Origin of the sequence: Nocardia jiangsuensis, assembly GCF_042650385.1 — a bacterium.
Classification (GTDB): Bacteria; Actinomycetota; Actinomycetes; order Mycobacteriales; family Mycobacteriaceae; genus Nocardia; species Nocardia jiangsuensis.
In genome coordinates, this window is the sequence record NZ_JBHSAX010000009.1 from 250,584 (window position 1) to 274,142 (window position 23,559).

At 74.1% G+C, this 23,559-nt stretch carries 23 protein-coding genes and 1 pseudogene; 15 read left to right on the plus strand and 9 right to left on the minus strand.

The window, feature by feature from the left end; translation table 11 throughout:
* The first annotated feature begins 45 nt into the window (after positions 1 to 45).
* On the plus strand, positions 46 to 636 hold the full coding sequence (locus ACFO0B_RS10410) for a helix-turn-helix domain-containing protein (RefSeq protein WP_378612169.1): 591 nt from the start codon (positions 46 to 48) through the stop codon (positions 634 to 636).
* 3 nt (positions 637 to 639) lie between these two features.
* Here the strand turns inward: ACFO0B_RS10410 and ACFO0B_RS10415 are convergent, their stop codons facing one another.
* Genes ACFO0B_RS10415 through ACFO0B_RS10425 form a run of 3 tightly spaced genes read right to left on the minus strand, consistent with a single transcriptional unit; the run spans position 640 to position 3,685 of the window.
* Positions 640 to 1,719, minus strand: coding sequence for an alpha/beta hydrolase (locus tag ACFO0B_RS10415; protein ID WP_378612170.1), 1,080 nt, complete (start codon positions 1,717 to 1,719; stop codon positions 640 to 642).
* Positions 1,716 to 2,354 (minus strand): TetR/AcrR family transcriptional regulator, encoded by a 639-nt coding sequence (locus tag ACFO0B_RS10420; protein WP_378612171.1) that lies wholly within the window; start codon positions 2,352 to 2,354, stop codon positions 1,716 to 1,718. Before ACFO0B_RS10420 ends, ACFO0B_RS10415 begins: the two co-directional genes overlap by 4 nt.
* Entirely contained in the window at positions 2,351 to 3,685 is a 1,335-nt protein-coding gene (locus ACFO0B_RS10425; RefSeq protein ID WP_378612172.1) for a flavin-containing monooxygenase, read from the minus strand. The genes ACFO0B_RS10420 and ACFO0B_RS10425 overlap by 4 nt, the downstream gene beginning before the upstream one ends.
* A gap of 161 nt (positions 3,686 to 3,846) precedes the next feature.
* Here ACFO0B_RS10425 and ACFO0B_RS10430 point away from each other — a divergent pair, with 161 nt between their 5' ends.
* Together ACFO0B_RS10430 and fabG are read left to right on the plus strand one after the other, a co-directional pair.
* Complete coding sequence (locus tag ACFO0B_RS10430; protein WP_378612173.1) at positions 3,847 to 5,301, plus strand: flavin-containing monooxygenase; 1,455 nt, start codon at positions 3,847 to 3,849, stop codon at positions 5,299 to 5,301.
* 112 nt (positions 5,302 to 5,413) lie between these two features.
* Entirely contained in the window at positions 5,414 to 6,175 is a 762-nt protein-coding gene (fabG, locus tag ACFO0B_RS10435; protein WP_378612174.1) for a 3-oxoacyl-ACP reductase FabG, read from the plus strand.
* 3 nt (positions 6,176 to 6,178) lie between these two features.
* Here the strand turns inward: fabG and ACFO0B_RS10440 are convergent, their stop codons facing one another.
* A complete protein-coding gene (locus ACFO0B_RS10440; protein ID WP_378612175.1) occupies positions 6,179 to 6,337 on the minus strand; it encodes a hypothetical protein in 159 nt (52 codons plus the stop codon).
* Positions 6,338 to 6,686: 349 nt separating this feature from the next.
* Between ACFO0B_RS10440 and ACFO0B_RS10445 the strand changes: the two genes are divergently transcribed.
* Genes ACFO0B_RS10445 through ACFO0B_RS10470 form a run of 6 tightly spaced genes read left to right on the plus strand, consistent with a single transcriptional unit; the run spans position 6,687 to position 12,685 of the window.
* Positions 6,687 to 7,835 (plus strand): DUF3089 domain-containing protein, encoded by a 1,149-nt coding sequence (locus ACFO0B_RS10445; RefSeq protein ID WP_378612176.1) that lies wholly within the window; start codon positions 6,687 to 6,689, stop codon positions 7,833 to 7,835.
* A 55-nt stretch (positions 7,836 to 7,890) separates the two neighbouring features.
* Positions 7,891 to 9,150, plus strand: coding sequence for an acyl-CoA dehydrogenase family protein (locus ACFO0B_RS10450; protein WP_378612177.1), 1,260 nt, complete (start codon positions 7,891 to 7,893; stop codon positions 9,148 to 9,150).
* On the plus strand, positions 9,147 to 9,896 hold the full coding sequence (locus tag ACFO0B_RS10455) for an SDR family oxidoreductase (protein ID WP_378612178.1): 750 nt from the start codon (positions 9,147 to 9,149) through the stop codon (positions 9,894 to 9,896). The genes ACFO0B_RS10450 and ACFO0B_RS10455 overlap by 4 nt, the downstream gene beginning before the upstream one ends.
* A gap of 26 nt (positions 9,897 to 9,922) precedes the next feature.
* Positions 9,923 to 11,491 (plus strand): serine/threonine-protein kinase, encoded by a 1,569-nt coding sequence (locus ACFO0B_RS10460; protein ID WP_378612179.1) that lies wholly within the window; start codon positions 9,923 to 9,925, stop codon positions 11,489 to 11,491.
* A gap of 33 nt (positions 11,492 to 11,524) precedes the next feature.
* A complete protein-coding gene (locus ACFO0B_RS10465) occupies positions 11,525 to 11,671 on the plus strand; it encodes a hypothetical protein (RefSeq protein ID WP_378612180.1) in 147 nt (48 codons plus the stop codon).
* Between the two features lie 36 nt (positions 11,672 to 11,707).
* Positions 11,708 to 12,685, plus strand: a complete 978-nt coding sequence (locus tag ACFO0B_RS10470; protein WP_378612181.1) for an NAD-dependent epimerase/dehydratase family protein — start codon at positions 11,708 to 11,710, stop codon at positions 12,683 to 12,685.
* A gap of 154 nt (positions 12,686 to 12,839) precedes the next feature.
* On the opposite strand, the gene ACFO0B_RS10475 is transcribed toward ACFO0B_RS10470, so the two are convergent.
* Together ACFO0B_RS10475 and ACFO0B_RS10480 are read right to left on the minus strand one after the other, a co-directional pair.
* The gene (locus ACFO0B_RS10475; protein WP_378612183.1) at positions 12,840 to 13,742 is read right to left on the minus strand and encodes an RNA polymerase sigma factor; all 903 of its coding nucleotides are present in this window, start codon (positions 13,740 to 13,742) and stop codon (positions 12,840 to 12,842) included.
* Between the two features lie 41 nt (positions 13,743 to 13,783).
* Positions 13,784 to 14,641: a haloalkane dehalogenase gene (locus ACFO0B_RS10480; protein ID WP_378612184.1), complete on the minus strand. Its 858-nt coding sequence runs from the start codon at positions 14,639 to 14,641 to the stop codon at positions 13,784 to 13,786.
* A gap of 138 nt (positions 14,642 to 14,779) precedes the next feature.
* On the opposite strand from ACFO0B_RS10480, the gene ACFO0B_RS10485 reads away from it, so the two are divergent.
* Both ACFO0B_RS10485 and ACFO0B_RS10490 read left to right on the plus strand, forming a co-directional pair.
* The gene (locus ACFO0B_RS10485) at positions 14,780 to 15,136 is read left to right on the plus strand and encodes a PadR family transcriptional regulator (protein WP_378612185.1); all 357 of its coding nucleotides are present in this window, start codon (positions 14,780 to 14,782) and stop codon (positions 15,134 to 15,136) included.
* Positions 15,133 to 16,479, plus strand: coding sequence for a permease prefix domain 1-containing protein (locus tag ACFO0B_RS10490; RefSeq protein ID WP_378612186.1), 1,347 nt, complete (start codon positions 15,133 to 15,135; stop codon positions 16,477 to 16,479). Before ACFO0B_RS10485 ends, ACFO0B_RS10490 begins: the two co-directional genes overlap by 4 nt.
* Before the next feature lie 40 nt (positions 16,480 to 16,519).
* Here the strand turns inward: ACFO0B_RS10490 and ACFO0B_RS10495 are convergent, their stop codons facing one another.
* Positions 16,520 to 16,858 (minus strand): hypothetical protein, encoded by a 339-nt coding sequence (locus ACFO0B_RS10495; protein ID WP_378612187.1) that lies wholly within the window; start codon positions 16,856 to 16,858, stop codon positions 16,520 to 16,522.
* 119 nt (positions 16,859 to 16,977) lie between these two features.
* Between ACFO0B_RS10495 and ACFO0B_RS10500 the strand changes: the two are divergent.
* The 4 genes and pseudogenes from ACFO0B_RS10500 to ACFO0B_RS10515 all read left to right on the plus strand — a co-directional run.
* Positions 16,978 to 17,232: pseudogene (locus ACFO0B_RS10500) on the plus strand (GNAT family N-acetyltransferase); the annotation flags it as partial.
* 201 nt (positions 17,233 to 17,433) lie between these two features.
* A complete protein-coding gene (locus ACFO0B_RS10505; protein ID WP_378612188.1) occupies positions 17,434 to 18,600 on the plus strand; it encodes a hypothetical protein in 1,167 nt (388 codons plus the stop codon).
* Between the two features lie 5 nt (positions 18,601 to 18,605).
* The gene (locus ACFO0B_RS10510; RefSeq protein ID WP_378612189.1) at positions 18,606 to 19,430 is read left to right on the plus strand and encodes a hypothetical protein; all 825 of its coding nucleotides are present in this window, start codon (positions 18,606 to 18,608) and stop codon (positions 19,428 to 19,430) included.
* Positions 19,427 to 22,726 carry a WD40 repeat domain-containing protein gene (locus ACFO0B_RS10515; RefSeq protein WP_378612190.1) on the plus strand — a complete coding sequence of 1,100 codons (3,300 nt, stop codon included), beginning with the start codon at positions 19,427 to 19,429 and terminating at the stop codon, positions 22,724 to 22,726. Before ACFO0B_RS10510 ends, ACFO0B_RS10515 begins: the two co-directional genes overlap by 4 nt.
* On the opposite strand, the gene ACFO0B_RS10520 is transcribed toward ACFO0B_RS10515, so the two are convergent.
* Together ACFO0B_RS10520 and ACFO0B_RS10525 are read right to left on the minus strand one after the other, a co-directional pair.
* Entirely contained in the window at positions 22,668 to 23,111 is a 444-nt protein-coding gene (locus ACFO0B_RS10520) for a hypothetical protein (protein ID WP_378612191.1), read from the minus strand. The genes ACFO0B_RS10515 and ACFO0B_RS10520 overlap by 59 nt on opposite strands.
* Positions 23,108 to 23,554: a hypothetical protein gene (locus tag ACFO0B_RS10525; protein ID WP_378612192.1), complete on the minus strand. Its 447-nt coding sequence runs from the start codon at positions 23,552 to 23,554 to the stop codon at positions 23,108 to 23,110. The genes ACFO0B_RS10520 and ACFO0B_RS10525 overlap by 4 nt, the downstream gene beginning before the upstream one ends.
* Between the last annotated feature and the right edge of the window lie 5 nt (positions 23,555 to 23,559).

Here is a 23,559-nt window from a genome sequence, read left to right on the forward strand (position 1 = left end):
CAAGTTGGTTTGCCGAAGTGGCAACTCGCTGGGCAGAATGGGGCGATGGACGACGACCTGGACCGCGCGCTGGAGGCGGTCGGCCCCCGGCTGCGGGCCCTGCGCAAGCAGCGCGAGACCACGCTGGCGTCGCTCGCCGAGACCACCGGCATCTCGGTGAGCACGCTCTCCCGGCTGGAGTCGGGGAGCCGCAAGCCGACCCTGGAGTTGCTGTTCCCGCTGGCCAGGGCGCACGGCGTCACCCTGGACGAGCTGGTCGACGCGCCGCCGACCGGTGACCCGCGGGTGCACCTGCGCCCGGTGCACGGCCGCGGCATGACCTTCCTCCCGCTCACCAAGCGCCCCGGCGGGATCCAGGCCTACAAACTGGTGATCCCGGCGGGCGACGGCCGCCGCGAACCGACCCAGCAGACGCACGAGGGCTACGAGTGGATCTACGTGCTGAACGGCCGGCTGCGGCTGGTGCTCGGCGAGCACGACCTGGTGCTCACCCCGGGCGAGGCGGCCGAGTTCGACTGCCGGGTGCCGCACTGGTTCGGCTCCGCGGACGCCGACTCGGTCGAGTTCCTCAGCCTCTTCGGCAAGCAGGGCGAGCGCGCGCACCTGCGCGCCCGCCCGCGCGCCGAGCCGGGCTGAGGCTCAGCCCAGGTGCCTGCGCAGGAAGTGCAGCTGGTGCTCGACGGTCGCGGCGTGGAACTCGCCGCCGGGCCAGACGTCGAAGTGGTCGCACGGGTAATGCCTGACCTCGGCGCGGGCGGCGAAGGCGGCCTTGGCGGCGGCGTGCGGCGGGGCGGCGCGGTCGAAGTCGGCGATCTGCACCAGCACCGGCACGGTGATGTCGGCGGCGCGGCGGGCCGGGCGGTAGTTGGGGAGCGTCAGCAGCACGGCGGGGTCGATGCCGTTCTGCCAGGTGGGGCCGCTGAGCGCGCGGTAGGAGCGCTCGTAGCCGTCCAGCGAGAGCGCCGCGCCGCTGCCGGGCGCGCCGACCAGCGGGATGAGCCCTGGTTCGCCGCGCAGCCGGGCGATTCCGGCGCGCACGCCGCCCGCCGCGCCGCGCAGCGAGGCGAGCGGGCCGCCGTGCCGCAGGGCGTGCCGCACCGCGGCACGGCCGTCGACCAGCGGGGTCAGCGAGACCACCGCCGCCACCCGCGGCTCGACGCCGCCGATCCGCGGCACCGCCGCGTCCGCGCGCCGTGGGCCGTCGGGAACGGGCCCCTGCGCGCCATCCGCACCCGGCGCTCTACTCGCCGCCTGCGCACCGCTCGTTGCCTGCGCGGCACCCGTGCCCGGTGCACCGTTCGCACCCGCGGCGCCGAATTCGGCCGCCAGGGCGAGCACATGCCCCCCTGACATCGAAACGCCCCACAGCACGATCCGCTCCGGATCGACGCCGGGCAGCCCGGCGGCGGCCGCGATCGCGGCGCGGTAGTCGGCGATCTGCTCGCCCATCCGCATCCGCTGCCGCCGCTCCCCCGCACTTCCGCCGAACCCGCGGAAGTCGATGGCGAGCGCGTCGATGCCGGCCCCGGCCAGCGCGGTGGCGAAGGAGGCGAGCCCCGAGTCCTTGGTCCCGCCGAACCCGTGCGCGAGCACCGCGACCGGCCGCCCGGCCGGGCCGGCGAAATCGTCCGCGGTGGCCGCGAAATGCCAGGCGTCGCAGCGCGTCCCGGCCGAGTCGAAGGTCAGCGCGGTGGCGCCGGCCGGCAGCGTTGAGGTCATGACGTTCCCCGATCGGCCGGCGTCCGGCCGTAGACGGTGCGCAGCCACACGGTGACCACGGCATTGACGTAGTTCTCCCGGTCCAGCCCGTCGCCGAGCGTGAGCCGTTCCAGCAGCCGCTCGTTGAGCAGCAGCAGTACATCGGCGAGCGCGGTGGCGTCCGCGCCGTCGGGGGCGCGGCCCGCCGCGCGCTCGCCGTCGATCATGGCGGCGATGGCCGGGATGAAGGCCTGTCGATCCGCCTCCCACATGCGCCGCACCTCGGGCGAGGCGTAGCGCGCCTCGAGCGCGGCCCGCAGCAGGTGCCGGTGCCGCTCGGAGAACTCGACGAGGCCGCGCGCGGTGTGCTCGATCCGCGCCGCCGGGTCGCCCGCGCCCACCAGCACGTCGGTCACCGCGAAGATCTCGTCGTACATCTCCTCCAACGTCGCGGCCACCGCGGCCGCCTTGTTCTCGAAGTAGAAGTAGAAGGCGGAGCGGGTCACCCCGGCGCGCTTGGAGATCTCCGCGATGGTGATCGGGTCCAGATCGCCGCCACTGTCCTGCAGCAGCTCGGCCAGCGCGCCGAGCAGGGCGGAGCGCCGCAGGTCGCCGCGGTGCGGCGCCCGGCGGTCGGTGCGCGCCCGAGCGCTCACGTCGCCCGCCCGGCGAGCGCCCCCGCCCTGCGGTACCCGGCGGGCAGCTCGCGCACCCGCAGGTCGTGTTCGTAGAGCCAGTAGTCCAGCTGCTGGGTGTGCCTGGCGGTGTTCATCATGTGCCCGATGAACTTCTGCTCGTCCTCGTCGATCACCGCCTGCATCTCCGAGTCCGACGGCGGCCGGTAGTGCCCGGCCGCGAAGGCCGCGACCAGCCGGGCCTGGCACTCGACGAACGGGAAGAGCGTCGGGAACGGCTGCGCGAAGCCGACGAAGGCCAGATCGTCCAGCCCCGGCTTGAAGATCCGCTTGTAGAGCTGGATCTTGTTGCCCGGCGCGCTGAGGAACTCCGGGTCGAAGAACGGGAAGGTGATGTTGTAGCCGGTGCAGTAGATGATGACGTCGAAGTCCTTCGCCTGCCCGTCCTCGAAGTGCACGGTGCGCCCGTCCAGCCCGGCCACGTTGCCGACCGCGGTGACGTCGCCGCTGCCGAGCCGCAGCGGCAGCTCGACCGACTGGGTCGGGTGCGCCTCCATGAACTTGTGGTTCGGCGCGGGCAGCCCGTAGTTCACCGGATTGCCGGAGATGACCGGGGTGAAGAGCTGCGCCAGCTTGCGCTGCCAGCGCAGCGGCACGTACGGCAGGGTGCGGTAGTAGCGGTCGGCGGGGGTGCCCGCCAGGTACTTCGGCACCACCCAGGCGCCGGAGCGGGTGGAGAGCCAGACCTCGTTGTCCATGGCCCGCGAGGAGAGCTCGACGGTGATGTCGGCGGCGCTGTTGCCGATGCCGACGATCAGGATGCGCTTGCCGTACAGGTCCAGCGGGGTGCGCGGGTCGACGTAGGCGTGCGAGTGGATCGCCGCGCCGGTGAACTCGCCGGGGAAGTCTGGGAAGCGCGGGTCCCAGTGGTGCCCGTTGGCCACCACCAGCAGGTCGAAGCGGCGCTGCTCGCCGCGCTGGGTGGCGATGTTCCAGCCGCCGTCCGGCAGCCGCTCGGCGTGCGCGACGCCGTTGCCGAACTCGATCCGGCGCTTCAGCTCGAAGGCGGCGGCGTACCCCTCCAGATACTCCTTGATCTGGCTGTGGTGCGGGAAGTCCGGGTAGGTCTCCGGCATCGGGTAGTCCCGGAAGGAGAGCTGGTACTTCGAGGTATCGATGTGCAGCGAACGGTAGGCGGCGCTGTGCCCGTTCGGGTTGCCGAACGCCCAGTTGCCGCCGATCCGGTCCGACGACTCGAAGCAGGTGTACGGGATTCCGTAGTCGCCGAGCATCTTCCCGGTGGTCAAACCGCTGATCCCGGCGCCGATCACGGCGACCGTCGGATGGGGCATCGGGCCTCCTGCCACTGCGCCGTCGACGGTAGCGTGACGGCGATCACACGCACTCTAAGCCGCGATTCGACGCGCGTCAACAAAAATCCACGCTTGTTTCTGGAACAGGTTCCAGCTACGGTGATCGATGCCCCGGGTCATCGGGGTGATCGGGAGAAGCCATGTGCAGCAATGATTTCCGCACGATTCGGGTTGCCGTCGTCGGTGCGGGTTTCGGCGGAATCTGCGCGGCGCTGCGGCTGCGCGCGGCCGGGCACCGGGAAGTCACGGTGTTCGACGCACGGGACGGCGCCGGTGGCACCTGGGCGGCGAACCGGTACCCCGGCGTCGCCTGCGACGCCCCCTCGCACGTGTACAGCTACTCCTTCACCGAGCCGCCCGCGTGGTCGCGCCGGTTCGCGCCGGGTGCGGAGATCCGCGGCTACCTGGAGCGCTGCGCCGCCGGGCTCACCCTGCGCACCGGAACCGCGGTCACGGCCGCGGCATGGACCGGCCGGGACTGGCTGCTGACGCTCGGCGACGGCACCGCCGAGCGGTTCGACGTGCTGGTCGCCGCCACCGGGCAGCTCGCGGTGCCCGCGGTGCCGCCGCTGCCCGGGCTCGCGGAGTTCGGCGGCCGGGTGCTGCACACCGCGGACTGGCCGGACGATTTCGACCCGACCGGCCGGCGGATCGCGGTGGTCGGCACCGGGGCCAGCGCGGTGCAGCTGATCCCGGAGCTGGCCGGGCGGGCGGCGGCGCTCACCGTCGTGCAGCGCAGCGCGCCCTACGTGCTGCCGAAACCCGATGTGCCGTACCGGGTGCGGGCACTGCACCGGCGCTTCCCCGCGGTGCGCTTGGCGACGCGGGCCGCGCTCTGGACCGGGCTGGAGGCGGTCACGCTCGGTTTCTGGCGCTGGCCCGCGTTGCTCCGGCCGATCGAGCGCGCGCACGCCAGGGCGCTGCGGCGCACCGTGGCCGACCCCGCGCTGCGGGCCGCGCTCACCCCGGCGGACCGGGCCGGGTGCAAGCGCATCCTGATGGCCGACGGGTACCACGCCGCGCTCACCCGCCCGCACGTCACGCTGGTCACCGAGCCGATCATCGCCGTCGAGCCGGGCGCCGTGCGCACCGCCGCCGGGCGGCACCCGGCCGACACCCTGGTCTTCGCCACCGGCTTCGCCACCGGCGGCTTCGCCACCACGCTGGAGATCACCGGCCGCACCGGCGCGACACTGGCCGAGCGGTGGGCGGGCACCGCCCGCGCGCACCTCGGGCTCACCGTGCCCGGCTTCCCGAATCTCTTCCTGGTCTACGGCCCGAACACCAACCTCGGCTCCGGCTCGATCGTCTTCATGCTGGAGACCCAGGCCGCGCACATCGCCGCCGCCGTCACCCGGCTCGCCGCCGCCCCGCCGGGCAGCGCGCTCGAGGTGACCGAGGCCGCCTTCGCCCGCTGGTCCCGGCTGCTCGACCGCCGCTTCGCCCGCCCGCTGGCCTGGAACTCGGGCTGCCGCAGCTGGTACCGCGATGCCGCGGGCCGGGACGCGCACAACTGGCCGGGCGCGCTCGTGGAGTACCGCCTCCGCGCGGCGCGGCCGCGAAGGCGGGACTACCGCCTGTCGCCGCCGCGGTGACCACCGCTCCGTGCGCGACCGCAGCACGCGCGGCGCGGGCCACCTCACCCGGCGCCGGAGCCGGAGCCGGATCGAGTATGAATCGTTGAGTACATCCGACGAGAGGACCGACATGACCAGCACCGCCCCTCGCACGGCGATCGTCACCGGAGCCGCGCGCGGCATCGGCGCCGCCACCGCGCGCCGCCTGGCCGCCGACGGCCTCGCGGTCGCCGTCTTCGACCTCGACGAGGCTGCCGGCCTGGCCTCCGCGGAGCAGATCACCGCGGCGGGCGGGCGCGCGATCGGGCTCGCGGTCGACGTTGCCGACGAGGAGGCGGTGCAGCGCGGCGTGAGCCGGGTCGCCGAGGAGCTGGGCGCGCCCACCGTACTGGTCAACAACGCCGGGATCCTGCGCGACAACCTGCTGTTCAAGATGACCGTTGGTGACTGGGACGCGGTCATGAACGTGCACCTGCGCGGCGCCTTCCTGATGAGCAGGGCCACCCAGAAGTACATGACCGAGGCGAAGTTCGGCCGGATCGTGAACCTCTCCAGCACCTCCGCGCTCGGCAACCGCGGCCAGGCCAACTACTCCGCGGCCAAGGCCGGGCTGCAGGGCTTCACCAAGACGCTCGCCATCGAGCTGGGCAAGTTCGGGGTCACGGTGAACGCCATCGCGCCCGGCTTCATCGCCACCGACATGACCGCGGCCACCGCCGAGCGGGTCGGCGTCACCTTCGAGCAGTTCACCGAGGCCTTGGTCGGGCAGATCCCGGTGGGCAGGGCCGGGCAGCCGGACGACATCGCGCACACCGCGTCGTTCCTGGTGAGCGAGGGCGCCGGCTTCGTCTCCGGCCAGGTCATCTACGTGGCGGGCGGCCCGACGGACTGACCGTCACGGCAGCGGCGGCAGCTCCGGGTTCTCCCGGAAGGTGCTGCCGGGGTAGTCCTCGCCGACGATGCCGCGCTTGCGCAGCAGCGGGAGCAGGCCGTCGAGGACGTACTCGCGGCCGCGCGGGTCGGCGAGCCCGCCGAGGGTGATGAGGTCGAGCACGCCGGCGTCGTAGCGCGAGCGCGGCGAGGAAGATCAGCGGCTCCTGCGCGCCGATGGCGCCCTGCTTGCCGAAGGCGAGCAGGGCGGCGGCGAAGAGCGCGTCGATCCGGTGCTCCTCGGCCAGCCGGGCGATCTCGACCGCGGTGTCCAGGGTGGAGCGGGCCGGGTCGACGGCGGCGGCGTAGACGTCCGCCCGTCCGCTGACTCCGGTCACGGTCCCGAGGGGGCGGCGTGCGGAGACCATGACAGCCGACGCTACGCCGGGCACCGTTTGCGCTCAGCCGGATTCGTACCGCCCCCGGAACCGGGGGTGATCGCCGTACAGTGAGCCCGATCGAAGGAGGTTCGGGTGGCCCCTGTCTCCCGGATGTCCCCGCGGCGCGGGGTGACGACCCTGCTGGCCCTGCTCTTCGCCCTGGTCACCGCCGCGGCGGGCGCGGTGGCGCTGCCGGAGCAGCCGGACGACGTGCTCTGGCTCTGCCGCCCCGACCTCCCCGCCGACCCGTGCCGCGGCGACCTCGGCACCACGGTCTACCGCGACGGGCAGCCGCCCGAGGTGGTCCGGCCCGCCACCGGGCCGCGCGAGGTGGACTGCTTCTACGTCTACCCGACGGTCTCCACGGAACTCTCGTACTCCGCGAGCAAGGAGGTCGCGCCGCCGCTTCGGTTCATCGCCGAGCAGCAGGCGCAGCGCTTCACCCAGGTGTGCGACGTGTACGCCCCGGTCTACCGGCAGCGCACCCTGCTCGCGCTGCGCTCCCCCGGCTCGCCGGAGCAGGCGCGGGCCGCTGCCGAGCTCGCCTTCGCCGACGTGGCGCGGGCCTGGGAGCAGTACCTGGCCAACGACAACCGCGGCCGCGGGGTCGTGCTGATCGGGCACTCGCAGGGGACCAGGATGCTCAGGCAACTGCTCCGCGAACGGATCGAGCCGGATCCGGCGGTGAACGCGCGGCTGGTGTCGGCGGTGCTGGCGGGCGGCAATGTGGTGGTACCGCGCGGCGCCGACGTCGGCGGCGATTTCCGCACCGTGCCGCTCTGCCGCGAGCGCGCGCAGACGCACTGCGCGCTGGCCTGGTCGCTCTTCGGCGAGGCCCCGCCCGCGGATGCGCGCTACGGCGTTACGCCGACCACCCCCGAGGCCGCGCCGCGGCCGTACGGCCCCGGCTACGAGGTGGCGTGCGTGAATCCGGCCGCGCCGGGCAGCACCGACGAGGTCGCGCTGCACACGCTGGTCCGCACCGGGACCGCCCCGCGGGCGCTCGGCACCGCCCTGCCCACCCCGCCGACCCCCTGGCTGCGGCCCGCGCAGCGCTACCGGGCGCAGTGCGCGCACGTCGGCGGCGCGCACGTGCTGCTGGCCGCGCCGGAGCCCGGCGCCCCGCCGCTCGGCCCGTTCCCCGACCCCGGCTGGGGGCTGCACGTCGCCGACCTGACCCTCCCGCTCGGCGACGCCGTCGAGACGGTGGCCGCGCAGATCGACGCCTACCGGCGACGCTGAGCGCGGCGCCGGGGATCTTATCGATCAGCGATCAATAGTGGGTTAGGGTCGGGCCATGGACTTCCGGCCCTCCGACCGTGCCGCCGAGCTCACCGCGGCGGCCCGCGCGTTCCTGGACACCGAGATCGAGCCGGTGGAGGCGCGGTACCACCACGAGGTGGCCGCGCTCCGCGAATCCGGCGGCGACCCGTGGCAGCCGCTGCCGCTCCTGGCCGAGCTGCAGGAGAAAGCGCGGGCGCAGGGGTTGTGGAACCTCTTCCTGCCCGCGGGCGAGGGCGACGCCTATGCCGCGCGGTACGGCACGGCGGGCGGCGCCGGGCTGAGCAATGCCGACTACGCGCCGATCGCCGAGGTCACCGGCCGCTCGTTCCTGGCGCCGTACCTGTTCAACTGCAACGCCCCGGACACCGGCAACATGGAGGTGCTGCTCAAGTACGGCGACGACGCGCAGCGCGCGGAGTGGCTGGAGCCGCTGCTGGAGGGCCGGATCCGCAGCGCCTTCTGTATGACCGAGCCGGACGTGGCCTCCTCGGATGCCACCACCATGGAGCTGAGCGCCGTCGTCGACGGCGACGAGATGGTGATCAACGGCCGCAAGTGGTGGTCCACCGGCGTCGGCCACCCGGACTGCAAGATCCTGATCGTCATGGGGCTCACCGACCCCGGGGCCGCGCGGCACAGCAGGCACTCCATGGTGCTCGTGCCGCGCGACGCCCCCGGCGTGAAGGTGGAGCGGATGCTCTCCACCATGGGCATGCAGGACGAGCCGTTCGGCCACGGCGAGGTCTCCTTCACCGATGTCCGGGTGCCGCTGTCGAACGTGATCGCCGGGCCGGGGCGGGCCTTCGAGATCGCCCAGGGCAGGCTCGGGCCGGGCCGGGTGCACCACTGCATGCGGCTGATCGGGCTCGCCGAGAAGGCGCTGGAGCTGGCCTGCGAGCGCGGCCTCGCCCGGACCGCCTTCGGCAAGCCGCTGGTGAACCTCGGCGGCAACCGGGAGCGGATCGCGGAGGCGCGGATCGCCATCGACTCCACCCGGCTGCTCGTGCTCAACACCGCGTGGAAGCTGGACGAGGGCGGGCCGCTGAACGCGCTCAGCGAGGTCAGCCAGATCAAGGTCGCGGCGCCGACGATGGCCCAGCAGGTGATCGACTTCGCCATCCAGCTGCACGGCGGCGGCGGCCTCTCCGACGACTTCCCGCTCGCGGCGGCATGGACCAGCGCCCGCGCGCTGCGGCTCGCCGACGGGCCGGACGAGGTACACAAGGGTGTCATCGCGCGGCTGGAGCTCGGCAAGCACGGGGCGAAGCGATGAGCCGCGGGGTCGTGCTGATCACCGGCGCCAGCTCCGGGCTCGGCGCCGAGATGGCGCGCCGATTCGCCGCGCGCGGCTACGATCTCGCGCTCACCGCGCGCCGCACCGCGCGGCTGGAGCAGCTGGCGGGCGAGATCGCCGCCATCCACCCGGGTACCAGGGTCGAGGTGCGCACCCTCGACGTCACCGATTTCGACGCGGTGCCCGTGGTCTTCGCGGAGATCGCGGCGGCGTTCGGGCGGCTGGACCGGGTGATCGTGAACGCCGGGCTCGGCAAGGGCGCCCCGCTCGGCACCGGCCGCGCCGACGCCAACCGGGAGACCGCGCTCACCAACTTCGTCGGCGCGCTGGCCCAGATGGAGGCGGCGCTGGAGATCTTCCGCGCCGCCGGTGGCGGGCACCTGGTGGTGATCTCCTCGATCTCCGGGCTGCGCGGCATGCGCAAGACGCTCACCACCTACGCCGCCACCAAGGCCGGGCTGGCGCACCTGGCCGAGGGGGTGCGCTCGGAGCGGATCCCCGGGGTGAAGGTCACCACCGTCTACCCCGGCTACATCCGCTCCGAGATGAACGAGCACGTCACGCAGAAGACGCCGTTCATGGTCGACACCGAGACCGGGGTCAGGGCGATCGTCGCCGCCGTCGAGAAGGAGAAGGCCCAGGCGTACGTGCCCGCGTGGCCGTGGATTCCGCTCGGCTACGCGCTGCGCGGGCTGCCGCTCTCGGTGGTGCGCAGGCTGACCTGACGCGCGGTTCATGGTACGAGTACGGGATGGACGGGACATCGTTCGGCCGGTACCGGCTGCTTGATCTGCTCGGCGCCGGCGGTATGGGCCGGGTGTACCGGGCGCACGACACCGGCACCGACCGGACCGTCGCGCTCAAGGTGCTGCCCGAGCAGTACGCCTCGGACGCCGGGTTCCGCGAGCGGTTCCGCCGCGAGGCGCACGCCGCCGCCCGGCTCACCGACCCGCACGTCATCCCGATCCACGACTACGGCGAGATCGACGGGCAGCTCTTCCTCGACATGCGGCTGGTCGAGGGCACCGACCTCGGGAAGATCATCGCGGCCGGGCCGCTCGCGCCCGCCGACGCCGTGCACTACCTCGAGCAGGTCGCGCAGGCGCTCGACGCCGCGCACCGGGCCGGACTGCTGCACCGCGACGTCAAGCCGTCGAACGTCATCGTCACGGCGAGCGGTTTCGCGTACCTCATCGACTTCGGCATCGCCAAGGATCTGGCCGCGACCGGCATCACCAGCACCGGCGCCACCATCGGCACCTTCACCTACATGGCGCCGGAGCGGCTCGGCGCGGCCGAGGTCGACGCCCGCGCCGACGTCTACGCGCTGGCCTGCGTGCTGCACCAGGCGCTGACCGGGCAGCTGCCGTTTCCCGGCGACAGCATTCAGCACCAGATCGTGGCGCACCTGAACACGCCGCCGCCCGCGCCCTCGCAGGTGCTCCCCGGGGTGCCCGCGGAGTTCGACGCGGTGGTGCGGTGCGGGATGGCGAAGGAGCCGGACGCGCGGTACGCCACCGCGGGGGCGCTCGCGGCGGCGGCCCGGGCGGCGTTGGGCGGGGGCCCGGAGCAGGGGTCACGAACGGCGCCGACAGTGCTCGGGTCCAGTGGGCCGGCGGATGCGGGGGTGCGGACCACGCACGGGCCGGGGCCGGATCCCGCTGTGCCGGGCACGGGTGCGGACCACTCGTTCCGGACGGCGCCGACGGTGCTCGGGCCGGGTTCGGCCGCGCCGGATCAGGGGCCTCCGGCTACGACGACGCCGGGTGGGCGCCGCAGGTGGCCGCTCATCGGCGCGGCCGTGGCGGTTCCGGTTCTCGTGCTCGCGACGGCCGCGGTGCTGATCCTGCGCCCGGACGACACCGAATCCGCGGGCTCCGCCACCGTCGCCACCTCTGCCCCCGTCCCCGGCACCGCCACGGGCGGAGGCGCGGGAGCGGGCAATGCCACCGTCCCGAACTCCCCCGCCCCGCCGACCGCCGCCCCCGCCACCACCGACCTGCTCCCCCCGGCCGAGGAGACGATGACCGCCTTCGTCCTCGACCACTACTCCGACCTCCCCGCCGACCCCGCCGCCAGCTGGACCCGCTTCACCCCCGCCTACCAGCGCACCATCGGCCGAACCGCGCACACCGAATTCTGGTCCACCATCGCCGCCCTCTCGGTCACGGTCACCGGCGTCGACGCGCCCCGCAACCGGGTCTCCCTCGAACTCCTCCTCACCGGCACGGACGGCAGCATCCGCCGGGAACAGCGCGTCCTCACCCTGCAGCCGACCGGCGGCTCCTACCTGATCGCCGCCGCCGAGCGAATCGGCTGAGATTCCGCGCCCGGAATGGGTAATCCCGATTCCGTGACCGAACCCGGAAACACCACAGCGCCCGATCTCGGGGAGCACACCGACACCACGCACCCCGACGACTACGAATCCGAGCAGCGGAAGGTCCCGGAGAACGAGGACGGCAACGACGACGCCGACGCCGTCGAGCCCCCCGACTGACTGTTTCACCGGTGGCGGCGCGGGCAACCCGACCCCATGGGAATCACCGTCGCCGTCACCGGTCCGACCGGTGAGATCGGCATCTCCGCCGTCACCGCGCTGGAAGGTGATCCGGCCGTCGACCGGATCATCGGGATGGCCCGCCGCCCCTTCGACCCGGCCGCGCACGGCTGGACCCGGACCGAGTACCGGCGCGGCGACATCCTGGACCGGGCCGCGGTCGACGCCCTGGTCGCCGACGCCGACGTGGTGATCCACCTGGCCTTCGTCATCATGGGCTCGCGCGCGGAGAGCGCCCGGGTGAACCTGGAGGGCACGCGCAACGTCTTCGCGGCGACCGTGGCCGCGGGCCGCCCGGGCCGCCTGGTCTACACCTCCTCGGTCGCCGCCTACGGCTACCACCCGGAGAACCCGTCGCCGATCACCGAGGACGTGCCGCCCATCGGCTCCCCCGAGCACTACTACTCCGAGCAGAAGGCCGCCTGCGAGCGCGCGCTGCTCGAGCTCACCGCGAACTCGGGCCTCGAGGTCTACGTCCTCCGCCCGTGTATCGTCGCCGGGCCGAAAGCGCCCGCGCTGCACGACCTTCCGTGGGAGAAGGTGCCCGGCCCGGTCCGCGCGCTGATGCGCTCCGCGCCGCTGTTCAAGCCGGTGATCCCGGACCCGGGGCACCCGCTGCAACTGGTGCACCACGACGATGTCGCCGCCGCGATCGCCCTTGCCGCCACCACCTCCGCCGCGCCCGGTCCCTACAACATCGCGGGCGACGGCACCCTCACCCTCTCCGAGGTCGCCACCGCGCTCGGCGGCCGCCCGGTACGAGTGCCCGCCGCGACCGCCACCGTCGCCTCCGCCGCGCTGGCCCGGCTCCCCTTCGTCCCCGCCACCCTGGAGTGGCTGCACATCATGCGCACCCCCGTGGTCATGGACACCACCCGCGCCAAGCGCGACCTCGGCTGGCAGCCGACGCACACCGCGGCGGAGACCCTCGCCGCACTCGCCGCCGCCCGCTGACCCGCTCCGGCGAACAGGCGGTGACCGACGTGGTGGCGCGGGACGGCGCCGGCGCCTCGCTGGAGCGGCCGGGATCGGCTCGCACCCCGCGGCCTGGCCGCCACCCGCACGGCCGGGCGCGCGAACAACGAACCGGCCGGCGCCGGCGGGCGTCTCAGCCGAGTAGCGGGAATCGTCCCGAACGCAGCAGCGCGACAACGCCTTCCACCTTCTCCGCCGGGGCGGCGTAGTCCGGGTGCGCGCGGAAGACGGCGGCCGCGTCGTGCAGCCGGATCATCTGCCGCTCGGCCGCTGCGGCGTCGCGGCCGCCGGGGGTGACCGGGTGGCCGGTGAACGCGGGGCGGGCGGGGTCGATGCGGCCGCGTGCGGTGGCGGGGTCGATCCGGCGGGTGCAGCGGCAGCGGGCCCTGCTGTCGACCCGGCCGCAGTTGGCGGTGAGGAACCCGCCGAGCCTGGCCTTGGTGCGCTGCAACCGCTTCCGGTACGCCGCCGGCGTGATGCCGAGGATCCAGGCGGCGTCGGCCGAGCTCAGCTCGAACACCTCGGCCAGCACGAACCCGACCCGCTCGGGGCGGTCGAGGCACTGCAGCATGGCCTGGCTGCACTGCAACCTGACCTCGGTGGCGAGCAGCTCGGCCTCGGGGCCGCGGTGATCGGCGGTGGCGAGGCCGTCGAGCAGGGTGTTCGCGAAGATCTCCAGGTCGATCCCGCCCCGCTCCTGCGGGGAGCGGCGGTGCTGGTTCAGCAGGTGGTTCACGCCGATCCGGTAGGCCCAGGTGAGCAGCGCCGCGTCGGCGCGCCAGGTGGCGAGGTGGGTGAGGACGCGGAGCAGGATCTCCTGGGTGGCGTCCTCGGCGTCGGCGCGGTTGCCGGTCATCCGCAGCGCCAGCCGGTACAGCGGGTCCTGCAGCCGCCTGAGCACCGCCTCGGCCGCCGCGACCTCGCCGCCCACCGCCCTGGCGACCAGCTCGGCATCGCCCGGCTCCGCGACCCCGCCACCGGTCGCCCCGGCGACGAGTTCGGCGCCGCCCGGCTCCGCGTCGGCCTCGTGCACCATGCCCCGATGGTCACCCGCGCCCGGCCCCTCCGCAACCGCGCTCACGCGGCCGGCCCGTTCCGCCGCAGCCACGCCGCGACGGCGGTGCCGATCTCGTCCGGCCGCTCCTCCGGCGCGTGATGCCCGGCCGCCCCGATCGACACCACCTCGACCGCGGCGAACTCCGCCGCAGCCCAGTCGATGACCTCGGGCGAGCCGAGCCCGACCCCGTTCTCGACCGCCATCAGCAGCTTCGGCACCTCCGGCGACCCGGCCATCCACCGCCCGTACCGCTCGACGATCGCCACCACATCGGCGGGCTCCCCGTCCAGCGGGAACTCGCGCGGCCAGGCGAGCATGGGCAGCCGCGAGCCCGGTGCCGGGTACGGCGCCCGGTAGACGTCGAGGTCGTCCGGCGTGAGTCCCGGCACCTGGCCGGGCAGGTTGAACTCCAGGAACATGTTCTCCCGCAACACCATCCGCTCCCCCTCGGGCGAGCGGAACCGGCGGAAGAGCTCGGCCCCCCGCGGCGGCAGCTCGGCCCAGCGCAGCGGTCGCAGGAAGGTCTCCACCAGCGCGATCCCGCGCACCCGCCCCGGATGCCCGGCCGCCCAGTCCATGCCGAGCGCCCCGCCCCAGTCGTGGCCGACCAGCACCACCTCGCCGGGGACCACCGCGTCGAACCAGGCATCCAGGTAGCGGGCGTGGTCGGTGAACCGATACCCGATCTCCGGTTTCCCGGAATCCCCCATGCCGATGAGGTCGGGCGCGAGGCAGCGATGCGCACCGGAAACGTGGGGCAGCACGCGCCGCCAGATGTACGAGGAGGTGGGGTTCCCGTGCAGGAACACCACCGGGACGGCACCGCTACCGGTGTCGGTGTAGTGCAGGAACGAATCGAGAACGGGCAGAGCGGGCACGGCGGCATCCCTTCGTCGGAGTCGGACACCGGTTTCGACACCGCGCCCGGCCCCGCCGTGACCGTGATCCACATCACCCATACCTCGAGCTGCTAGGCTGGTGCCCACATACCTAGCGGAACTAGGCATAGGGGTGCCATGTACATCGACAAGGATCTGGTGGCGGCTTCGGCGACGCCGCTCGTGCTCGGCATACTCGCGGACGGCGAGTCCTACGGCTACGCCATTCTGGAGCGGGTCCGGGTGCTCTCCGGCGGCCGCATGCAGTGGTCGGACGGCATGCTCTACCCCCTGCTGCACCGGCTGGAGCGCTCCGGCTACCTCAGCGCCACCTGGGGCGAATCCCCGGCCGGGCGGCGCCGCAAGCACTACGCCATCACCCCGGCCGGCCGCGAGGCGCTCGCGCAGCGGCGCAGCCAGTGGGTGGTGGTGGCGGCGGCGCTGGACCAGGTCTGGCGCGGCCTTCCCCCGGTCACCGCGGGCAGCCCCGCGTGACCGACGTGGCGCTGGAGGCGCAGATCGGGCAATGGCGCGGCTACGTCGTGCGGCACCGGGTGATCTCGGCCGCGGACGCCGACGAGATGGAGGACCATCTGCGCGACCGGATCGCCGAGCTCACCACCGCGGGGCTGGAGCCGGACGAGGCCTTCCTGGTCGCGGTGAAGCGCATGGGCCGGGTGGACGACATCTCCCGCGAGTTCGCCCGCGAGCACTCCGACCGGCTGTGGAAGCAGCTGGTGCTGCCGCCCGCCCCCGAGCGCACCGGCGGCCGCAAACCCGACCTCGAGCTGCTCGTGGTGCTCTTGCTCGGACTCGGCGCCGGCCTCACGCTCGAGCTCGCCCGGGTGCTCGAGCTGGACGACAGCCTGATCGCCCGCAATATCGGGCTCTTCGTGCTGCCCTTCCTCGCGGTCTACTTCGCCTGGAAGCGGCGCATGCCCGGCCGCGCGGTGGCGCTGCTGCCGGTGCCGTTCGCGCTGGCCGGGGTGCTGCTCAACGTCTACCCGTTCGCCGAGGACGGCGATGTCGAGATCGTCGTGATCGTGCACGCGCCGATCGTGCTGTGGCTCGCGGTCGGCTGGGCCTACCTGGGCGGGGAATGGCGCTCGGACCGGCGTCGGATGGATTTCGTCCGCTTCACCGGTGAGTGGGTCGTCTACCTGACGCTGCTCGCGCTCGGCGGCGGCGTGCTCACCGGGCTCACCGTCGGCGCCTTCGACGCCGTCGGGCTGGAGGTGGAGGACTTCGTGGCCGAGTGGGTGCTGCCGATCGGCGCGGGAACCGCGCTGGTGGTGGCGGCCTGGCTGGTCGAGGCCAAGCAGAGCGTGGTGGAGAACATCGCGCCGGTGCTGACCCGCGTGTTCACGCCGCTCACCATTCTCATGCTGCTGGCGCTGCTGGTGGCGCTGGCCGCGAGCGGCAGCGTCACCGACGTGGACCGCGGCCTGCTGATCACCATGGACGCCATCCTGATCCTGGTGCTCGGGCTGGTGCTCTACGCCGTCTCCGCCCGCGACCCGCTGCGCCCGCCCGACCTCTTCGACCACCTGCAGCTGCTGCTCATCGCGCTGGCGCTCGCGGTCGACCTGCTCATGCTGGCGGCCATGCTCGGCCGGATCGCGGAGTTCGGCGCCACCGCCAACAAGACGGCGGCGCTCGGCATGAACCTGGTGCTGCTGGTGAACCTCGCCGGGGCGGCCTACCTGGCGTGGGGATTCCTGCGGCGCAGGCGCGGCTTCGCCGACATCGAGCGCTGGCAGACCGGCTACCTGCCGGTCTTCGGGATCTGGGCGGCGCTGGTGCTCGCGCTCTGGCCACCGGTGTTCGACTTCGCCTGAACCGGGGCCGGGACGGGCGGGGCGGCGCCGCCCGCCCCGGTCAGGCGTCGGCGGCGACCCGGTCGGCGTTGCGCAGGTCGGGCAGGCCGAGGTTGTCGTCGACGAACTCGTCCAGCCCGGTCGGCATCGGGTGCGAGCCGAGGATGAAGCCGTCCGAGCCGTCGTTCTGCACGAAGTCGTCGATCTGCTGCGCCACCTGCTCCGGCGTGCCGGCCAGCGGCCCGCGCTCGAACTGGTCGACGACCACCTCGCGCAGCGAGAGCTTCTTCGCCTCGGAGACCTCGCGCGGCTTCCGCATGGTGGCGAAGCGGTCCTGGCGCACGAAGGCGCCGCCCTGGATGATCGGCGGCGCCTCCGGATGGAATTGCGGTGAGCGCAACCCGTGCCCGCGATCGTGCGCCTCGCTGACGTCCTAGGTCGGACACCGGGCAGGAGGAGCGTGCGTTGACCATCGACACGGCCATCGAACCCGAGATCGCACTGCACCCCACCGAACCGGACCCCACCCTCGAGGTGCTCACCGCCGCCGACGTCCCGGAGATCCTCGAGCCCATCGCCCGCACCGAACCGGGCCCGTTCGCCCCGCGCACCATCGAGATGGGCACCTACCCCGGCATCCGGGTGCGCGGTGCGCTGGTCGCCACGGCCGGGGAGCGCATGCATCCGACCGGGTGGACGGAGATCAGTGCGGTCTGCACCGATGCCGGGTTCCGCGGGCGGGGGTACGCGTCGCGGCTGGCACGGGCGGTCGGGGTGGTCCGGGCGCCGGGCTGACAGCTCGGGCGTGTCCGCCGTTCGGGCGACAGACGTTTCGCGGACAGCCCGAACCCCGCCGGGTGGGCCACACTGGGAGCATCGCCGGATCGAAGGGACGGATCGCATGCACGGCACCCGAATTCGGAGAGCGTCGATACCACCGCGGCCCCGGCGGGAGCCGTCCCGGTAGGCGGACCGATGGGCGCGACCCCGGTGCACACCGGCGACATCGATGACCTGTTCGAGCGGGCCCGCGATCTGCTCAGCGAGACCTTCCTCGCCGAATACGACGGCCTGCTCGCGTTTCTCGCCCGCCGCGGCGTGCAGCGCGCCGACGCCGAGGACATCGTCGGCGCCACGTACCGGAGCCTGCTCGGTGGATTGGCCGACGCCGGGGCCGAGCTGGACGAGCTGCGCCTACGTCGGGAGCCCGACGAGTCGCGGGTGCGCGAGCTGGTCGGGAAGCTGACCGAGCGCCCCGGGCGGGGGCTGCTCTACACGGCGGTGCGCAACCGGCATCTCAGCGACTGCCGGGCCACCGCGGCGACGCCCGTTGCCGACCCCGGCGCGGGCGCGGGCGCCGCGCCGACCGGATACACCCCCGTGCCCGACGGCCCGCCGCGCTCCATCGCCGAACCCGGTGGCGACCGCTTCGCCCGCGACCCGTACGCCACCTTCGACATCGATCCCGCGGTCGTCGTGCTCACCGAGCACAGCTCCGCACGCCGCCACGCCGCCCTGCGCCGGCTGGTCCGGGTGCTGCTGGAGCGCGGCGGCCTCTCCGCGGGCACCGTCGAGCTCATCGACCGGATCTACGCCTTCACCGGCACCGAGGCGCCGCCGGAGCGAGCCGCGCCGACCGGCAGCCGCGCCCGCGGCGCCAGGAAGCGGAACGGACACACCCACGATCCGAATCGCGGCCGGATCACCAGGGTGGCCGGTGATCTCGGCACGAGCGTCACGACGGTCTCCCGCGGCAACGCGGCGCTGCTCGCCGTGCTGCGGCGCGGCATCTACGTCGCCGGTGTGCTCGCCGCCACCGGCACCATGCGCAGCGCGCCCGGTATCCACGCCGCGCTGGACGGCTACGACCGCTTCCGCTCCGCCGCGGAGCGTCCCGCCCTCGAGCTGCTCGAGCTCGCCGCCACCACCCTCGGAACCGGCGAGAGCACCGGAACCCGCGCCGACCGCGTCCGCTTCGCCCGCCTCGCCGCCGAGCGGCAGCCGCCGGACACCGCCGGATGGATCGACAGCCTGCACACCGCGGAGGCGGGGCTCGCCGCGGAACTCGGGAACCCGCACCCCAACTGCGTCACCGTGTGCGCACCGCACAACCCGGATCCGACCCGCGGCTGGGAGCACTGATCGCCGTGGCAGACGAGGAGTTCCGCACCCACCTGACCCCCGATGAGCTGGCGGCGCTCGCCGACGGCGCGGGCGGGGACGAGCTCGGCGCGCAGCTCGGCTTCGTGGTCTCGGCGTACCGCGGCGGGGAGCTGCCCGGGTTGCACCCGCTGGAGATCGCCGACGCCGCGACCCTCGGTTTCTCGGAGTTCCAGGCGGCGGCGGTGCTCCGGAATCCGGTTCTGCTCGATCGGCTCCGGCGGCTCTGGGCCGCGGAACCGCCGGGCGCGCGGATCCGCCGGATCGCGGCGGGCAGCGACGAGCGCGCCCGCCTGCACGCCGCCCTGCTCGACGCCGCGCTCCCCGGGAGCATCCCCGCGGTGCTGCGCGTGATCCCGGCCAGGACCGACCTGCCGATGGCGGCCGCGGCAGCGGATGAGCAGCCCGCGGCGGGGCCGCACAGCCAGACCGACACCGAGCACCGCTTCCGGATCACCCGCACGCCGTTGCCGGAGGAGGCGCGGCTGCACCTGGTGCTCGAATTCGCCCGCGCGGCCGACCTGCACGTCAGCAGGCTGACCGTCGGCACCGCGCCGCTCGTCCGCTTCCTGGTGCTCGAGCAGCAGGGCGCGCTCGCGGTCGGCGAGACCTTCCTCGACATCGGCACCGGCTGGGGCGCCATCGCGGTCGGCGAGCCGACACCGCTGCACGCCCTGCCGGAGGCCGCCGCCGAACTCACCCACTCGGTGGCGGTCTGCAGCCCCGGTATCCGGGCCGTCTGGCACCGTGCGGCCGTGGCGCTGCCCACCGGGCACTGGGCCGCGGCCGCCATCGCGGCGGCCACGCCGTGACCGGGGACGACGACCTCGACCACCTCTTCGGTGCCGGCCGGCCCCCGGTGCAGGCCGAACGTCAGCAGCGCCGGGTCCGGCTGACCGGCCGCGACCAGCACTGGCTGGCCCTGTGCCGGGCCGCGATCGCGGCGGGCGCGGACGCCGCGAGCGGACTGCTGAGCCAGGAGGACCGGGCGGCGCTGGGAGACAACCCGCACCAGCTGGCGGCCGCCGAGGCGAGCAGGGCGCTCGCGGTCGCGCTGGCCACGCCACAGCTCTCCGACGCCGCCGCCGTCGCCGCGCTGCAGCCGGTGATCGCGCACGCCGAGCGCGCCGGGCTCGTCTCGACCGACCTCCAGCTGATCGATCCCCGGCTCCCGATGATGCTCGGCACCGGCGCGCTGCCGGTGCTCCTCCGCAGACTGCTCGTCGGCGAGGGCGAGGAGCGGATCCCCGGCCTGGAACGGGTCCGCGGCTTCGTCCTGCTGCTCGCGCAGGAGCTCGCCGATCGCCGGTGCCGGGTCAGCCACAGCACCCGGACGACGGTCCTGCTCGAGGTCGGCGGCACCGGGGTGACGGCGACCCTGCACCTGCGGCACCTCGACGACGGGCCGGTCGGACTGCACCCCGACCCCGCGCGCATGCTCTTCCTGGAGGCCGACGCCGAACTCGCCCGCGGCTTCGCGGAGGCGTGGCAGTCGAGCCGCGGGGTCGGGAAGGCCTGCGTCGCCTGGTCGGTGACGCACGACCACGGGGTGCCTGCCACCCGGTTGCGCGGCCCGTCCATGGCGGCGGCCATGGCGATCGGCCTGGACGACCTGCTGCCGCGCCCCTACACCGGCCGCTGGCGGTGGCGCACGCTCGACACCCGCAGCGCCGTCACCGCCGGGCTGGACGGCGCCGCGCTCACCCGGGTCGGCTACTACGGCGAGAAGCTGAAGGCCGCGCAGCTGGCGGCGCTGCGGGTGATCGTCGCCAAGAGCGAGGTCAGCGAGGTCAGGGAGCAGGCGCCCGCCGGGTTCGAGGATTCCGTGCGGGGCGCCGCCACCCTGCCCGAGGCGATTCGCTACACCCGGCGGCGCTACAACCTCGCCGCCTTCGGCGCGGCCGCGCTCGCGGTCGTCATGGTCGGGGTGGTCGGCGCGGGTGGTGTCGCGCTGGCCGACGCCAGACGCTCCGAGCGCGCGGCCCAGGCGGTCGCCGAGCGCGTCCGGGTGGAGGCCCAGTCCCGGCTGATCGCCAGCGCGACGGCCGGATTCCGCGAGACCGACCCGGCGGTCGCCCAGCTCATGGCGGTCGCCGCCTACCGGCACCACCCGACGGACCGGGCCAGGTCGGCGCTGCTCGACTCCACCGCGGTGCCCACCCCCGGCCGGTTCGTCACCGGCACCTCCGAGATCAGCAGCGCGGTCGACCCGGTCGGCGGCCGCTGGGTCGCCTCGATCGGCGCGGACGGGGAGCTCCGGCTGTCCTCGACGGCGCACTACAGCACGGTCCTGGCCGCGATCCCGCTCACCGACCGGGCGACGGCACCCGCCATCGCGGTGGACCGGGCCGGCCGCACCCTGGCCGTCGCGGTCGACGGGGCTGTCCACCTCGTCGAGGTCGACGGCGGGACCGGACTGCGCCGCCGGGCCGAGCTCCCGGTGGCGGGCACGGTGCGCGCCGTGGCATTCGGAGCGGGCGGAGCCCAGCTGGCCGCCGGCACCGCGGCGGGCGGGGTGCTGCGCTGGGACATCGGCGCCGCCGCGGTGCGTGAGCTGCCCGCACTGCCGATGGGCGCCGAGACCATCGTGACCTTCGACGGCGCGGGCACGCTGCTCGTCGCCGGTGACGGCCGGGGCGCGCTGCGCTTCTGGGACATCGCCGACCCCGGCTCCGCCCCGCGCCAGGTCTTCGCGCACACCCCCGAACCCACCGCGAGCGCGTGGATCCACGCGCTCGCCGTCTCCCCCGACGGCAGCACGCTCGCGGTCACCGGCCGCAGCACACGGGTGACGCTGTGGCGCATCGCGGGCGCGGGCTCGAACCCGATCCGCGAGCTGTCCGGCTTCGGCAGCTACGTCAACGACGTCGGCTTCAGCGCCGACGGCACGCTGTTGACCGCGGGCGGCTCCGACAACACCGCCCGGGTCTGGCGGGTGAACGACCCCGCCGACGCCGGCGAGGCGCTGCTCGCCTCCGCCATCGTCACCGCGGTCGAGTTCGCGCCGGACGGCCGCACCCTGATCGCCGCGGGCGCCGACGGCGTGCTGCGATTCTGGCCGCGCCCCGGCCCGGTGCTGCCCGGGTCGACGGGCAAGCTCTACCAGACGTGGTTCGACCGCAGCGGCACCCGCCTGCTCACCGGTTCGAACGCCGACGACCCGATCACCCACCACTGGGATTTCTCCGATCCCGCCGCCCCGACGGAGTTCCCCGGGCTCCGGATGTCGGGCGGCGCACGGGCATCCGGCGCCGCCGCGCTCGCGCCGGGCGGCAGCCTCGCCGCCGCGGGAACCACGTCGGGCGGTGCCCAGCTCTGGGACGTGAGCGATCCGGAGAATCCGCGGTGGCGGGCCGAGTTCCCCGCCGTGCGCGAGATCGTCGGCGCGATGGCCTTCGACCCGACCGGCTCGATCCTGGTGGTCGCCGGCCAGGACGACTCCGTCGCCACCGCGTGGGACGTCTCCGACCCGGCGGCTCCGGTCCGGATCGCCGAACTCGACTGCGGCCCCGGCCTTCCCTCCATGGTCGCCTTCGCCCCGCAGGGCGATCTGCTGGCCATCTCGACCTCCGACGACCGCGTCCTGCTCTGGGACGTCACCGACCCGCGCCGCCCCCGCCCCCGCCCGCCGCTCGCCGACCTCGCTGGCCGGGACGTGCTCACGGTGGCGATCGACCGGAGCGGCCGGCTGCTCGCCGCGGGCGACGCCGACCACAGCGTCCACCTGTTCGACATCGCGGATCGGGACCGCCCCCGGCGGCTCGCCGTCCTGCGCGGCCCGGCCGACGCACTGCTCACGGTGAACTTCGGTCCGGATTCCGATCGGGTGGTCGCGGGCGGCGCCGACGGCGGCGCCTGGATCTGGGACCTCGCGCAGCCCGAGGTGCCGTTCGCCGAGCTCAGGGCCTACGAGGGCCGGGTCAACGATGTCGCCTACGGCGCGGGCGGCCGCTTCCTCGTCGGCGCGGGCCCGGCCGGCGTCCTCCGCGTCTGGGCGACCGACCCGGACGCCGTGATCGCCGGCCTCTGCGCGAGCGGGACCAGCGGCCTCACCCGCGAGGAGTGGCCCCGCTACCTGGCGGCCATCCCCTACCGGGAACTGTGCTGACGAACCGCTCCCCGTCCAGCACCGGCACCACCGAACTCACCCCCACCTCCCCCGCGATCCCCACATCCTCCGCGAACCCGGCCGCGATCAACTCCCGCCCCGACGCACACCCCCGCAACGCCGCCCCGATCTCCCCCTGCCCCGGCCCGGCCACCCGGCGCCCGACCGCGCCGACGGCACCCCGCGCGGCGGCGTACCCGGCGACCCCGCCGTGCCCCCACCGGTACGGGAACACCTCGATCCCGAGGTCGGCGGCGACCGAGAGGGTGGTGGTGAAGGAGAGCACGTCGACCACGACGGTCACGTCGGCGCGAACCGCCTCCGCGCCGACGAGCCCCCAGTCGAAGCGGGCCCGGTACTCCCCCTGCCGATGCTCGGGATTCACCGCGGCAGCAGCGAGCGCAGGTGCCCCTCCCAGACCTTGGGCTCGCGCACCCACCAGGCCACGCTGTCGCCGTCGACGGAGATCCGCAGCAGGTCCTGGCGCACCGATTTGCCGTTGTGCGAGCGCACGATCTCGACCCCGGTGACCGCGGTGAGCGGAATCTCCAGCGGCTCGGACGATCCCGCGCGCCGGAACCACAGCCGCTGCCCCGTGAGCACGAGCGCGCCGTTGCCACGAACCTGCTTGCCGCCCTTCGACTCCCAGCCGAAGTAGTTGGCCATGGGATCGCTGCGCAGCACCTCGCCGGGCGCGAAGGCGGTGTCGATGGCGTTCGCCGACGACCGCTTCACCCGGCCGGTGACGAAGACGACGGTCAGCGCGATGACACCGCCGACCAGCCCGACGATGACAATGACCAGAAGCACGATCAGCAGGATTGTCACGGCCG

Excerpts from the sequence above, each read along its gene's own strand:
- ACFO0B_RS10460 (WP_378612179.1), top strand. The coding sequence starts at position 9,923 with ATGGACGGGACATCGTTCGGCCGGTACCGGCTGCTTGATCTGCTCGGC.
- ACFO0B_RS10450 (WP_378612177.1), top strand. The coding sequence starts at position 7,891 with ATGGACTTCCGGCCCTCCGACCGTGCCGCCGAGCTCACCGCGGCGGCC.
- ACFO0B_RS10430 (WP_378612173.1), top strand. The coding sequence starts at position 3,847 with ATGTGCAGCAATGATTTCCGCACGATTCGGGTTGCCGTCGTCGGTGCG.
- fabG (WP_378612174.1), top strand. The coding sequence starts at position 5,414 with ATGACCAGCACCGCCCCTCGCACGGCGATCGTCACCGGAGCCGCGCGC.
- ACFO0B_RS10505 (WP_378612188.1), top strand. The coding sequence starts at position 17,434 with ATGGGCGCGACCCCGGTGCACACCGGCGACATCGATGACCTGTTCGAG.
- ACFO0B_RS10425 (WP_378612172.1), bottom strand. The coding sequence starts at position 3,685 with ATGCCCCATCCGACGGTCGCCGTGATCGGCGCCGGGATCAGCGGTTTG.
- ACFO0B_RS10415 (WP_378612170.1), bottom strand. The coding sequence starts at position 1,719 with ATGACCTCAACGCTGCCGGCCGGCGCCACCGCGCTGACCTTCGACTCG.
- ACFO0B_RS10455 (WP_378612178.1), top strand. The coding sequence starts at position 9,147 with ATGAGCCGCGGGGTCGTGCTGATCACCGGCGCCAGCTCCGGGCTCGGC.
- ACFO0B_RS10485 (WP_378612185.1), top strand. The coding sequence starts at position 14,780 with ATGTACATCGACAAGGATCTGGTGGCGGCTTCGGCGACGCCGCTCGTG.
- ACFO0B_RS10470 (WP_378612181.1), top strand. The coding sequence starts at position 11,708 with ATGGGAATCACCGTCGCCGTCACCGGTCCGACCGGTGAGATCGGCATC.
- ACFO0B_RS10475 (WP_378612183.1), bottom strand. The coding sequence starts at position 13,742 with ATGGTGCACGAGGCCGACGCGGAGCCGGGCGGCGCCGAACTCGTCGCC.
- ACFO0B_RS10410 (WP_378612169.1), top strand. The coding sequence starts at position 46 with ATGGACGACGACCTGGACCGCGCGCTGGAGGCGGTCGGCCCCCGGCTG.